Raw genomic sequence first — 13,451 nt, 5'->3', positions numbered from 1 at the left:
AACCCGCATCCTTCAACCTTCGCCTTCATCCTTGGTGCCGAATCCTTCATCCTTATCATGTGTGGAGAGAGACGGAGTTCGCCGCCGCGTTCGGGGATTGTGCCGATGTTGCTGATGAGTGTCACCGGGTTGTCGCGGAGTTTCGACCGTGGCCCGCTGTTCGACGAGCTTTCCTTTGAACTCTACCACGGGGAACGGGTTGGCCTCGTCGGGCCCAACGGGGCCGGCAAAACTACGCTAATGCGAATTCTCTCCGGCCAGGACACGCCGGACGCCGGGGATGTCCGGTTCCATGCCGGGGCCAGAGGCATGATCCTCGACCAAGTGGCCGAGTTTCCCGCCGGCCGCACGCTGTTTGACGAAGCCAAAAGCGCTTTTGCCGATCTGCTGCATGCCCAAGAAGAACTGGTCGTGGTCGCCGAGGAGATGGCCGTCGTCACCGATCCGGTCGAACACAAGGCGATTGCCGCCCGGTATGACCGGCTCACCGAACTGCTTCGCCACAACGATGCCTTCACCCTCGATCACAAGGTGGAAACCGTCCTCGGCGGCTTAAACTTCAAGCCGGAAGACTACAACCGGGATGTGAACTCCTTCAGCGGCGGCCAGCAACGCCGGCTTTTGCTTGCCAAACTGCTGCTCTCGGCTCCGGATGTGATGCTCCTCGACGAACCGAGCAACCACTTGGACATCGACACCGTTCGCTGGCTGGAAAACTACCTTGTCCAGCAACCGCAAGCCATGTTGATCGTCAGCCACGACCGGTACTTCCTGAACCGGGTGGTCACGAAGGTTTTTGAACTGCACGACCACAAAATCACCTCTTATCCCGGTAATTACAAGCAATATGTTCGCTTACGGGAAGAACGCTATATCCAGCTTCGGAAGGAATACGAGGTCCAGCAGGAGTTCATCGAGAAGCAGGAAGACTACTACCGCAAGAATCACTACGGCCAGATGGCCAAGCAAGCCCAATCCCGCCTCAAGTCGCTCGAAAAGCTCGAACGGCTTGAGGCGCCCACCAAGGTGGAAACGCCGAAGATGCACTTCGGCGAGGTGATGCGGGCCGGGGATGTCATCTTTGAGGTGTCCGATCTCGGCAAATCGTTCGGCTCGAAACGGCTGTTCAAAAACCTCAGCTTCCAGTTGCCCCGTGGCAAGCGCCTCGGCATCATGGGGCCGAACGGCTGCGGCAAAACCACCCTTCTGCGAATCCTGCTGGGAGACGAGCCGCCAAGCGAGGGGCATGTCAAACGCGGCCACTTAATCACGCTCGGATATCTCGACCAGCACTTAAAACTGCTGGATGAAAACAAGCCGGTGCTGGAGGCCGTCTGGCCGGAGCCGGACCCCGAGGTCACCGATCAGCGGATGCGGGATTTGCTCGGCCGGTTTGGCCTCACGGGCAAAATCCTCAACCAACCCGTCCGCGAGTGCAGCGGCGGCGAGAAAAGCCGGGCGGCGCTGGCCCGGCTCGTTGTTGAGGGGGCCAATGTCCTGATTCTGGACGAACCGACCAACCACCTCGACATCTGGGCCTGCGATGCCTTGGAAGAAGCCATCAAAGAGTTCGAGGGAACCGTGATCGTGGTGACCCACGACCGTTATTTCCTCAACAGCGTTTGCGATCTGCTGGTGGTGATGGAGCCGGGCCGCGTGGAGATGGTCTACGGCAATTACGATCTGTACGAATCCCTGCGAGCCACCCGCGAGGCCGAGGAGGCCGCCGAACGGAAAGCGAAGGAACGAGCCTCTCCCCAGCCGGTTGTGACGGCCGCCCTTGAACCGAGTCGGCAGAAGACCGTCAAGCCGAAACGAAAGTTCCCGTATCGCAAGGTGGAGGACCTCGAACGGGATATCGCCGAGCAGGAACAACTTGTCGGCGTGCTGGAGGCCAAGATGGTTTCCCCGGAGATTTACCGGGACGCCAATCTGGTGAAGGACACGATGAACGCCTTTGAGGCGGGCAAAATCAAGTTGAAGCAGCTTTACGAACACTGGGAGGAAGCGGTCGAATTAAATTGAGACGGCGGTCTCTCTCACTCCGGCCGGGCGTCGAAGTCCGGCTCTCACCAAAACTTTTGTCAGCCCCACACGCGAATTTTGCGTAATTTTCCAACATATGAGAATCGGGCGCAATATACTTTTTGAAAAGAATAAATCCCGGCATTGATCACATCCTGACTGAGGATCGCAGATCATACTCGAAGTTTGTCGATCTGATTGCTGACTCGCTCTCACAGCATCCCTGACGTCTCGCAAACGAACGGGGTCCGGATTCTGACAATATTATGGAGGGCGGGCGTGATGGCGCATGATCCTTCTCCGCAACCAACTGTCTGTCCGTCGCCGCAATTGTTGGCCGATTTCCAAGTTGGTTCACTGCCCCCCGACACTTCCAACGAAGTGTCGGCCCACGTCTCCACTTGTCCGAACTGCCAGACGTTGCTCCGCCAAACTCCGGCCACTCCGACGATCGCGGCTCCCGCCACCGACAGCATTGATTCCAGTGGGCACGAGACGATTGACTGGACGACGGATTCTTTCATCCGCGTGATCGCAAGCGTCGGCGAGGTCTCCCGCGAAGTGACGGGGACCATTCCCGTCGTCCGGTTGGGGCAATATCGCCTTGTGCGAATTCTCGGTCAGGGGGGCATGGGGGCCGTCTGTCTGGGCTACCACCTTAGTCTGAAGAAATGGGTGGCGGTCAAGCTCCTGCCTCGCGGGGCGACGGCCCGGCCGGGGGCGATCGCCCGCTTCAAACGCGAAATGGAGGCCATCGGCCAGCTCGACCACCCGAACATCGTGCGGGCCACGGATGCCGGAGAGGTGGACGGGGTCCACTATCTGGTGATGGAACTGGTGGACGGGGCGGACTTGAACCGTCTGCTGCGGGAAGAGCGAACGCTGACAATCCCGACGGCCTGCGAGATGATCCGGCAGGCAGCGGCCGGCCTTCAATATGCCCACGAACTCGGCATGGTTCACCGGGACATCAAGCCATCGAACCTGATCCTGACACGAACCGGGCGGGTGAAAATACTCGACTTGGGGCTGGCCCTCATCGGCGGTGATCGTCTGGCCGGTTCCGTGCTGACCGGCACCGGGCAAGTGATGGGCACCCTCAACTACATGGCCCCGGAGCAATGGGAGGCGGCCAGCAAGGTGGACATCCGGGCGGACATTTACAGCCTCGGCTGCACCTTGTATGCCTTGCTCACCGGCCGCGCCCCGTTTGGCGGCGTGGAATACGATTCCGTCCTCCAGAAAATGGCCGCCCACGCCCAGGCTCCCATTCCGCGAGCCGCCACCCGACGACCGGAGATTCCCGACGCACTGGACGATGTCATCACGCGCATGATGGCCAAGTCCCCGGCCGACCGTTACGCGACCCCGCAAGAAGTCGCCCTGGCGCTGGAGCCGTTCCTAACAGGCGAGAATTTGTCCGAGGTGGCCTCCCGCATCAAGCCAATGGTCACGCCGGAGCCGCCCAAGGACGAACCGTCCGTCGTCTCGCCGGAAGCTCAGGCATCGACGTTGATGATGCCGCCCGTCGTCTCGAAGAAAAGGCACTGGCTGATCGCGGCGGTCGGGGTTGTGTTCCTGAGTTTGGCGACCGTGATCGCTGTTGTCGCGGGGCTATTCCACGACCGCGACGCCACTGACATACCCCCAGTCCCGATTCCGGAACCTCGGCCGCCAATCCCCCCGGTGACGGTTGTCGAAATCAACAAAGAACCGCCGCCGCGTGTTTGGACACCGTTGGTCTGGCACAATTTGCTGGATCGCAAGCCGGTGGAATTCTACTGGAAGAATCCTCACGGGGTTTCCAGTTGGCATTTCGACCCCGACAAGCGAAATCTCAATATCCAATGTTTTGGGCCAGGCCTTTTGTCTTTGGGAAACACGGAGGCACATGGCTATAGACTCAAGGTTGGAATTCGGCAAACCCATTGGGTTGGAGGCATTGGAATCTTCATCGGCGGTCAATCCGACGCCAACAGGCCGGCTGCTCTCAAATACCAGGCAGTTTCTATTTACTCCAAATCCACATCCACGGGGAAGAACTCGACTATTCATCGGGCCAAAGGGGGCATCAGCCTCCGGAATGTTCGAGATCCGATCACTGGGGAGCAGCCATTTGGAATAACGACAGTCGACACACCGGAAGGCCGGGAGATGATCCTGGATATCACTGTTGTCAGTCGGAAAATTCGCGAGATCACTTGGGACGGACAACGTTACACCAAATTATTTGATGATTCGACAAATTCGCTATTCACTCCCAAAGAGCATCAAGGAGAATTCGGCGTGATATTGGACAGTGCGACGGCGACAATTCTTTCAGCCGAATTTATGCCATTTGACAATGCGATTGAGGACACAAAATGAACATTGACTGCCCGATCAACAATGATCCTGATGCTTACAATGTGACCGTTGACGGCGCCAGTCGAACGATGGCTGCCACCGGGACCTTTTCCAACAACCAAGGGACGACCGTCAAAGCCAGAGTCTTCTGTGGCCACATAACTTTTGATGTTGGTGATCCCAGAATCAGCGATCCTGGCACGCCCGATGCCCAATCCGGCCCGGCGCAACCCGCAAAAACATCGGACACCAATTGGTGGATTTGTGATCTGAATGTTCCCTCCCTGTTAATGGGATCCGGGTTTTGCTGCGGCTCTGGCTCTCCGGCAACTGGTTATCCGATGACCGTTATCGCCTGGGAGGTGGGCGACAAGGAATTCAGCGTCATACCAAGGATTGCCCATATTTATGTCAAAGAGGATGAAGGTAAATTCTGCGGTCGAGGCGAAGGAAGCGGCGGGTCTGGCCCGTGTGGTTCGCAGAATGCCAGCCAGCCGGCGAAATCCTCCGCATCGGTCGCGCTCACGACGGCTCCGCTGGTGTGGGGGCTTCTCACTGCCGGTCTGGAGATTGGCAGGAGTTTCCTCAATGGTCCGCTCGCTCTCAACTTCCGCGATGGCACAGAAGGGTTCTGCGTGTGGGACAATGGCGGCGACGGCGAGCAAACCCCGCATGTCGAACTTCGCTGCGAAAGCCCGATGGTGACCGCCTGGCGGCTGACCATCCGGCGGGGTTCGGAGGCCCCCGTGGAATACGTCCGGCCGGCGACGGAGTGGAATCCGCTGACGCCGAATGTTATCTATCGGGCGGCAAAGGCTGACACGGCTGCGCCGGAACAACTGACCCTCATCCCCGGTTAAACCAGCCCCCTCATGATGAAGATTGCCTGTCGCCACCGGGGGACCTTGGTCTCCCCCGGTGTCCATCGCTGTGAATCACCCAAGTTGATCGGGCTGAAACTGGTTTCCGAGGCGATGTGCGGCACATGCCATCATCGCGATCACGCGCCGGTGTCGCCGGCCGCCGAACCGCCGGCCCGCTTGCATCCGTGCCTGCGGCTCGGCCAGGAAATCGCCCCGGAAGAGTCGGCGAACGGCTCCCGAATCGCCCTGCCGGTGTTTGAGTGCCTTCATCCCGAACACCCGCGCACGACCGAATCACAGTGCCGCCGCTGCCCCGACTATCTTTTTCCGGTCATCACGCCGGAAACCTCTCCGTCGGATATCGGGGCAATGCTCGATCTTCCCCCGCGAGCGCAGCCGGACGGCTGGTGGAACTGGCCAAATGTGCAAGAGGGCCTTCGGCAGGCCGCCAGCCGGTTCATTGCAAACATGCCCGCCTATCCCGGCGGATATGAGGGTCGGGGAATCGTCATCGTCGGCGGGGGGGCTTATTTCCCCAGCGCTTACGTGACCATCCGCGTCCTGCGGCATGTGGGCTGCCGGCTGCCGATTCAACTCTGGCATTTTGCCGGGGAGATGACCGACGCCATGCGGGAGGTTTTGAAACCGCATGATGTCGAATGCGTGAACGCGGACGAATTAACCGCCCGGCATCCGTTCCGGTTTTTGAAAGACCACTGGTGGAAGGGCTGGCAATTGAAGCCCTATGCCATCATGCACAGTTCCTTCCGCGAAGTCTTCTTCCTCGACGCGGACTGTTACCCGACCCGCGATCCCGCGTTCATGTTCGACTGGCCCCCCTACCGCGAGCGCGGGGCGACCTTCTGGCCCGACCTGGCCACCTCGGAACACCTGCTTCCCTCCGACCGCTGGGGGGTGTTCGGCACGAAGCCCGGCTGGCTTCCGTTGGAATCCGGCCAGTTGATGGTGAACAAAGAGACATGCTGGCGGGAAATGCGACTGGCCCTCTGGTACAACGAGCGGGCCGATTACGTTTACCACCTCCTGTACGGCGACAAGGACACCTTTAACATCGCGTGGCGGCGGCTCGGCACGTACTACGCCATGACCCAACCCCGGCCCGGTTGGGATTTGCATACCTACCTTCATTACGGCCCGGATGGCGAGGTTCTTTTACAACACCGCACGCGGGACAAGTTCAAACTGGACGACCAATCATTTTCAAGCGCCCCCACCCCCCAGCAAGCCGGGGCAAATGTCCGTCATCACCGTTTGAAACTGGAGGATGTCTGCTTCGGGTTTCTGGAGGAACTGCGCCTCTCAAATGTCGGAGCCACGGACACGACAATCTCATCCTTGACGAAATCGAACAAGATCAGGCCACGCGACCATCTCGGGAGAATTTTTGCGGGGGCAAATCACCCCACGGAAGCTCTCTCGCCCGTCCGGGATGACAACCGTGCCGACGGGCGGCCGTTTGACATGAACAGGCCCTTGCCCGGCCTAGTTCCCCGGTGGACGCATCAGTTTGGTCCGGGATTGGTCCCCGCCACACACCAGACCAATTGCTCGCTGATCCACTTCAAAGGGCGATTATTGCTGGCTTATCGCACGGGTTGGGTGGGGGCGAACATCCACATCGTCGAGATCGGCCCGGACATGATTCCCGACAGGTCAAAGACCATTTCATTGTCTCATCCAATGTGCGTCGACGGGCAGGAAGATCCCCGGTTGTTTGTCCATGAAGGCGCCCTTCATCTGTCGTTTATTGGTGTGCGGCTCCGGCAACCCGGCAATCACACCGTTGCCCGGCAATTGTTCAGCCGGCTGGACAATGACCTCAACGCGGTCCGTGTGTGGGAACCAAGGTATGATCGCAGCACGGAATGGGAAAAGAACTGGCAGCCCTTCAGCCACGACGGCCGTCTGTTCGTTGTGTACTCCATGCAACCGTGGGTTGTGCTGGAACTGGCCGGCGACCTTGCCCTGCCGGTGAGCGAGATGGCCGGCGTGCCCTGGAAATTCGGCCTTCCACGCGGCGGCGCCGCCCCCGTCCTGCACAATGGCGAATGGCACGCGTTCTTCCACGGGACGGACAAGAGCGGCTATGATCGCGGCCTGCCCGCGATCTACACGACGGGAGCATGCACGTTCGAGAACAAGCCCCCGTTCAAGCCCTTGCGGATCACGCGAGAGCCAATCCTCTGGCCGGTGATGTCAGATTTGCCCAAGGGGCCGCACGGAGGCAAGTCTTGGTACGCGGCAACGGCGTTCCCCTGCGGGGCGTATCTTGACGGGGATCAATGGGTGGTGAGCTACGGGCACAATGACCACTGGTGCCGGGTTTCGGCGTTCGACGCAAAACAAATCGAGGAGCGGCTGTGTCCGATCTGATCCTGTCGGCGTTGTTCATTCATCACCCGCTGCCGACCGGGTTTGGCTCGGCGAACAAGGTTGGCGCCCACTGGCGGACGCCTCTCAGCGAACTGACCATTGACCAGCTCGCCGACTACGTCGAGCCGTTGCGGGTGTCGGCGCGTCGGCTGGGCCTGCGGGTTGTCATCCTTCATGACGGCGTCCCGGAAGAGCTGGCCAGGCGTCTCGAAACCGACTTGTTCCGGCTTGTTCATGTGCGGAACCGGCCCGAGACAAACCCCTATGACGCGAGGTTCTTCGCATTCGGCGACTGGCTCCGGGCCAACCCGGTCGAAGGCATTGTCACGATCACTGATGTCAATGACTCCGTCGTCGCCCTCGATCCCGGAGAGTGGTATCGCAGCCGGTCCGTCGGCGGGGCGGTTGTTTGCGGGCGGGACGGAGGCCCGGTCGCGGCCAATTCGTGGTGGACGTCCAACATCGACTGGATGCCGCTGGATTACGTGAATCTGTTCAGGAAGACACTGGCCGACACGACGGCCGTTACATGTGGCACGCTCATCGGACCGGGACAGCGCGTTGGCGGTTTGATTGACCGATTGTGCGCCGAGATCGACCGGGTTCTCGACGGGTGGGGCGGGCCGGGCCAGCCGCCTCGGGGAGCCGACATCCATGCCTTCAACGTGCTGGCCCATGCGGGCGAGTTGGGGCCGCTTGACGCGGTCCCCCTGACACCCGGCAATTGTCCGGTGTGGCACGACCGGGGGGCGCTGACCCTGCTCGTTCCCGTTGACATAAAACACCGACCCGGCACGCTCGACCGCGACATCTGGGCCAGCGTGCACGATCACAACGAATACGGCCTTCCCGAACAATTGCGCGGGGCGACGGTCGTTGACGTCGGGTGTCACATCGGCTCGTTTTCGTCTCTCTGCAAATCTCGCGGAGCGGCCGAAATCTGGGGGGCCGACTCATCAATTGATAATGTCCGGCTGGCGATGCGAAACATGGCCGCGACTCCGGGCCGTGCGTTGTTCCAGGCGTTTCACGCGGCTGTCTGGCGAAGCGACCGGCGGGGCGAGCGGCTTGACTTCGGCGGCCATGACGGCGTCAACACCGGCGGGGCGTGGGCGATCCCCCATGACGACCGGCGGGAATCCGAGGTGCCGACCATGCCCTTTGACGACCTTCTGAAACTGGCCAGCGACTATGGCCGGCGGCGGGTTTCGGTCGTCAAGCTGGACTGCGAGGGAAGCGAGTGGCCCATCCTGTTCACGTCACGCATGCTGGGGTTGGTTGATCTGATCGTCGGCGAGTATCACCTTGAGCCGTTGAAGTCGTTCGGGCCGGAACGACAGGTGGCCGGCGTGGCGTACTCGCTTGGCTCGTTGAGGGATCTGCTGGAGAAAGAGGGTTTTGAGGTTGAGATCCGCAAGCCCAATTCGCAACAGTTCAATTTGTTCTTCGCCAGACGAATCCGGCCATGAGCCGTGAATTCCGCCTTGGTCACGGCCCGGCCTTTCCCTCGCGCTCTGTCGCCAGCTTGGTGGCAATATCTGTGTTGCAAAATTCGTTGGCGACACATTTGGCGACGCCTGTCCAATCCATTTGCCCTTTCCTTTGCCGCCCGGAAGACCCGCGCCCGCCTAAAATGATCTCACACACCCGGCCGGTGGTCGTTTCGCCACTGGCCGGCAAACCTTCACGCGGAGCGTTCGCATGGAATCCCAAGCGCCCTTCGGCGGCCGGTCAGCCTCCGGGTATGATCTGACGCCGCCGACGGCCGAACAGATGGCCGCCCTCACGGCGACTCTCACGCCGGAGGAACGGCATATCATCCTTCAGCATGGCACCGAGTCGCCGTTTTGCGGCACCTTGCTGAACAACAAGAAGGCCGGGGTTTACGTCTGCCGGCTTTGCGGGCTGCCGTTGTTTGTGGCCGCCGCCAAGTTTGAGTCGGGAACGGGCTGGCCGAGTTTCTCCGTCCCGTTCGACCCGGACCACATCGCGGAAATCGTTGATCGCAGCCACCGCATGGTCCGCACCGAGATTCGCTGCCGTCGTTGCGATGGCCACCTCGGCCACGTGTTCGACGACGGCCCCCCGCCGGAGGGCAAGCGATACTGCCTGAACTCCGTGTCGCTGACGTTCAAACCGGAGTAAAACCGCCCCAATTCCCTCGACGCTTCGGGGAGACAAAAACGACGCAGTTTCTGTCATCCCCGCAGATCGTCCTTGCTTTTCTGTCTTGCCTTCTCATGATTTGCCAACTCCCCTTGCCTGAATCTTGGAACATGTTATCTTCCCGCACGGTTGAGTGTCTGCCCCGACGGGAAGGCCCATCGTTGGGCGGGGAAAAGCATGTACGCGCAAACATTATTACTGACCAGCCTGCTGATCGGGGCGCCGCCGCTCGAAATCACCAGCCCCCGCATGGAAAAGGGGCTGGAGGTCCGGTGGGTCGGGCAGTTCACCGAGGCGAGTTTTGTGCCCGGTGTCCGCACGGTCCGGGCTTACGATGTCGACACGCGGATGCTCGTTCTCAGCGTTGATGAACACGGCACGGACGTGGCTCTGTTCACCCGTGTGTTCCTGAAGCCCACCGGCAAGGGAATCGAAGAACGGGCCGGAGCCGTGCGGATGGAACTGGCCCGCGTTGACCGCAAGGGACACGCGCTGGCCGTCCCGTCGCCCGCCGATCCGGACAACCCGGAACCCAAGGCCAAGCCGTGGCCCGTGGTTCAACTTCAGGGATTGCCATACCACGAGGCCGGGATCTTTTTGGAACTGCCCGAGGGCAAGGCCAAAACCGGCGACATCTGGACCCGCGAGGAAGCCAACCGCCCGCCGATCACTTGGAAAGTCGGCGATCTGGAAAGCCATCAGGGGCACATCGGGCTGAAAATCACCGCCAAACAAATGACGGCCGGTTTCACGAAAACCGCCGTGCGGCAGCCCGAATGGCAACGAAAAGAAACCTTGTGCATTCTCCCTTCGCTCGGGTTTGCATCCAAACTGGAGCGTGTCATCGAACGCCGTGAACCGGATATCGACGACCTCGCTTTTCGATCCGTGCTGACGCTCGAACAAAAAGAAAAGAGCGTCTATCGCGGCCGGTTATTCGAGGAACGCCGGGAGGAAGCCATCACGGCGGCCGCCCACACCGCCATGCTGGACCGGCTCCTGGCCGACGGCGGCCGGGGCGGGCCAAAATCCTTTGAAGCCCTCGTTCGCCGGATTGATGGCTATCAGACCGACCACCTCGGCGGGGACTCTCCCTATCGGGAAGCGACCCAAGCAGTTCGCAAACGGGCGATGTCCGCCGCCAAGGGGAATCTGCCCCCGGTTCAAGTGACCGGGGACGAACTCGGTTCGTCTCCCGCCAAAGAGGAGGACAACGGCCCCCTCGCCATCGGCAAGCCAACCCCGGACATCTCGGCCGAAATGCTGACGGCCGAGGCAGTCACGAAACTGAGCAAGCTGAAGGGCCGGCCCGTGTTGCTGGTGTACTTCCAGCCAACCTCCACATCAGCCGCCGCCTTGCTGAAATTCGCCCAAAGCCTGCACACCAGGCATCGCGGTCGCGGGGCGGTGATGCCGCTGGTGATCGGTGACACGACCGCTTGGAAGACCGCCTACACGGCCGGGGAAATGACCGTGCCGATTTATGATGGCAACCCGGTCTACAAGACACACGGACTGGAATCGACGCCGGTGTTCGTGGTGGTGGATGCCGAGGGAATCACCCGGCATGTCTCCCGTGGCTGGGGGGGCGAAACCGCCGAGCAGGTGACCAAGGAATTCGAGCGATGGTCGAAGTAAGCATCCGCATAACCAGCCTGACCGGCGGAATTTGCCCAGGCCTTCCGATCGATCAGGCCGATTTGACCGGAAGCCGCTTGTCCGGGGCTTGCCTTCGGTTCTACGATTCAACGCCGGATGAGTGACGGATGAGCAATTACCAATTGCAAGGACCGGCGAAACAATGTGCCGCCACCGGGCGGGTGTTGAAGGCCGGGGATGCGTTTTACAGCGCGCTCATGGATGAGGCCGGGCAGTTCGTTCGCAAGGATTATGCCCGCGACGCCTGGAAAGAGCCACCCCCGAATGCGATTGCGTGGTGGGCGGGCCGGATTCCCGAAAGCGGGGCCATCCCCAAGCCGACGATCAACGATGCGTTGCTGGTCGATTGCTTCGAGCATCTGACGGACACGGTCGAGCCGGACCGGCTGAATTTCCGGTATGTCGTGGCTCTGCTGTTGATGCGGAGAAAACGCTTCCGCTTCGACGACCTGCGGAAAGACGGCGGCCGCGAAATCATGCTGCTGCGGGACATGAAGACCAACCGCAAGCACGAAGCGCTGGATCCAAAACTCACGGACGAGGCGATGGAAACCGTGCGACAGGAAGTCTTCCGGGTGTTGGGCTGGGATTGATCCGTGGGTTCCGAGAGGATGGCCCGATGATACGCCGACGATTGCTGCTGACGGCTGGCGCCATCGCCCTGATGGGTTCGGGATGCAACATCCTCGGCCCCCGCCCCGCCAAGCACGACGACATTCCCCCGCCGTTGCCTTCCGTGGACGACCGCAAACCGACGGCCGAACAACTCATCAGTTATTTGAATCGGCAAGCCGACCAGCTTGAATCCATTGAAACCCGCTCGCTGGACATCGACGTGAAATCGATGGGCAGTTCCGTGAGCCTCGACGGATCGCTGGTCTGCCAGAAACCGCGCAATTTCAAGTTGGTGGGCCGCAAACTGGCGATGGAACAAGTGTTGATGGGTTCTAACTCGGATCGCTTCTGGTTCTACATCAGACAAGATCCGTCGAATGCCTTGTTCCATTGTTCCTACACGGACTTTGAAAAAGGCGTGGATTTGCCCTATCCCTTCGACCCGGAATGGGTGCTGGAAGCCTTGGGCATGGCCAAGATCAACGCCGGTCCGGGAACAACAGTCGAGGAAGACCGGAATCACTACAAGTTAATTGAAGAAACAACTGTTCGCGGCCAAAAGGTGAAAAAGGTCACGGTGTTCCACAAGGGGAACGCCCGTGACAGCCAGCCTCAGATTGTCTCGAAAACCATGATGGACGCCGCGACGAACAAGGTGATCTGCACGGCCATCATCAAGGAAGTGGCCCGCATCCCGATTGAACGAGGCGCCGGTTTGCCGCCGAAATACATCATCTGTCCGCGAATCATCACCTTGGAATGGCCGCAACAGGACACCAAGCTGACGCTGGACTTGGGCAAACTCCGGGTAAACCAGCCCATCAAACCCGATCTGTTCGAGATGCCTCCCGACGTTGGGGCCAAACAGGTGGACTTGGGCAAATTCAAGCCGACGGGCCGGGTCGTGCCGGCGGGATATCGGTAGATTTGAATTTCCCAATGACCAATGACCAATGACCAAACCGATTGTGTTTGAGTCTTATCCCGGTTAGTGAACAAATCCTGATTGGTCATTGGGGCATTATGCTAGTTCGTCGGCAGTGAATACTTGTGTGGCCTGAAAAAGAAGTCCTTAGCGCTGGTTTTCTAGGATGAGATTAGCGGTCGCATCCCTGATTCCCAACGAAAAGGACATTCGCCATGATAGCCGATTTCACCGATTTCTGCACTTGGGTCTATTGCCTCGTCGACGACTTTGTCCGGCCGCTGGCTCCCTTGCTGCGACGAACCGGCCCCGAGCCGGAATGTTCCGACTCCGAACTGATCGCCATGGCCGTCATCGGCGAATGCCGGGGATGGCATCGCGAAACGGAACTGCTCGCCGCCCTGAGGGATTACAAGCATCTGTTTCCGCGTCAGCCGGGCCAGAGCCGGTTTAACCGA

At 60.2% G+C, this 13,451-nt stretch carries 9 protein-coding genes and 1 pseudogene; all 10 read left to right on the top strand.

What is annotated here, in order from left to right; genetic code table 11:
• Window positions 1–105: 105 nt before the first annotated feature.
• Window positions 106–2,025 (top strand): ABC-F family ATP-binding cassette domain-containing protein, encoded by a 1,920-nt coding sequence (locus tag BGIM_RS0127550; protein ID WP_020472924.1) that lies wholly within the window; start codon window positions 106–108, stop codon window positions 2,023–2,025.
• Between the two features lie 282 nt (window positions 2,026–2,307).
• The gene (locus tag BGIM_RS58385; protein ID WP_020472923.1) at window positions 2,308–4,392 is read left to right on the top strand and encodes a serine/threonine protein kinase; all 2,085 of its coding nucleotides are present in this window, start codon (window positions 2,308–2,310) and stop codon (window positions 4,390–4,392) included.
• A 320-nt stretch (window positions 4,393–4,712) separates the two neighbouring features.
• A complete protein-coding gene (locus BGIM_RS63360; protein WP_157369460.1) occupies window positions 4,713–5,231 on the top strand; it encodes a hypothetical protein in 519 nt (172 codons plus the stop codon).
• 12 nt (window positions 5,232–5,243) lie between these two features.
• On the top strand, window positions 5,244–7,628 hold the full coding sequence (locus BGIM_RS0127535; protein ID WP_020472921.1) for a hypothetical protein: 2,385 nt from the start codon (window positions 5,244–5,246) through the stop codon (window positions 7,626–7,628).
• Window positions 7,616–9,097 carry an FkbM family methyltransferase gene (locus tag BGIM_RS0127530; RefSeq protein ID WP_020472920.1) on the top strand — a complete coding sequence of 494 codons (1,482 nt, stop codon included), beginning with the start codon at window positions 7,616–7,618 and terminating at the stop codon, window positions 9,095–9,097. The genes BGIM_RS0127535 and BGIM_RS0127530 overlap by 13 nt, the downstream gene beginning before the upstream one ends.
• Window positions 9,098–9,329: 232 nt before the next feature.
• The gene (gene msrB / locus BGIM_RS0127520) at window positions 9,330–9,773 is read left to right on the top strand and encodes a peptide-methionine (R)-S-oxide reductase MsrB (protein ID WP_020472918.1); all 444 of its coding nucleotides are present in this window, start codon (window positions 9,330–9,332) and stop codon (window positions 9,771–9,773) included.
• Between the two features lie 198 nt (window positions 9,774–9,971).
• The gene (locus BGIM_RS0127515) at window positions 9,972–11,432 is read left to right on the top strand and encodes a TlpA family protein disulfide reductase (RefSeq protein ID WP_020472917.1); all 1,461 of its coding nucleotides are present in this window, start codon (window positions 9,972–9,974) and stop codon (window positions 11,430–11,432) included.
• A 128-nt stretch (window positions 11,433–11,560) separates the two neighbouring features.
• Window positions 11,561–12,046 carry a hypothetical protein gene (locus BGIM_RS0127505; RefSeq protein WP_020472915.1) on the top strand — a complete coding sequence of 162 codons (486 nt, stop codon included), beginning with the start codon at window positions 11,561–11,563 and terminating at the stop codon, window positions 12,044–12,046.
• Between the two features lie 26 nt (window positions 12,047–12,072).
• Window positions 12,073–12,993, top strand: a complete 921-nt coding sequence (locus BGIM_RS0127500) for a hypothetical protein (protein WP_020472914.1) — start codon at window positions 12,073–12,075, stop codon at window positions 12,991–12,993.
• A gap of 215 nt (window positions 12,994–13,208) precedes the next feature.
• Window positions 13,209–13,451: pseudogene (locus tag BGIM_RS65005) on the top strand (IS982 family transposase); the annotation flags it as partial.

The organism is Zavarzinella formosa DSM 19928 (assembly GCF_000255705.1).
Lineage (GTDB): Bacteria > Planctomycetota > Planctomycetia > Gemmatales > Gemmataceae > Zavarzinella > Zavarzinella formosa.
Note: the sequence above shows the minus strand (reverse complement) of the source record. Positions and strands in the feature narration are given on the sequence as shown.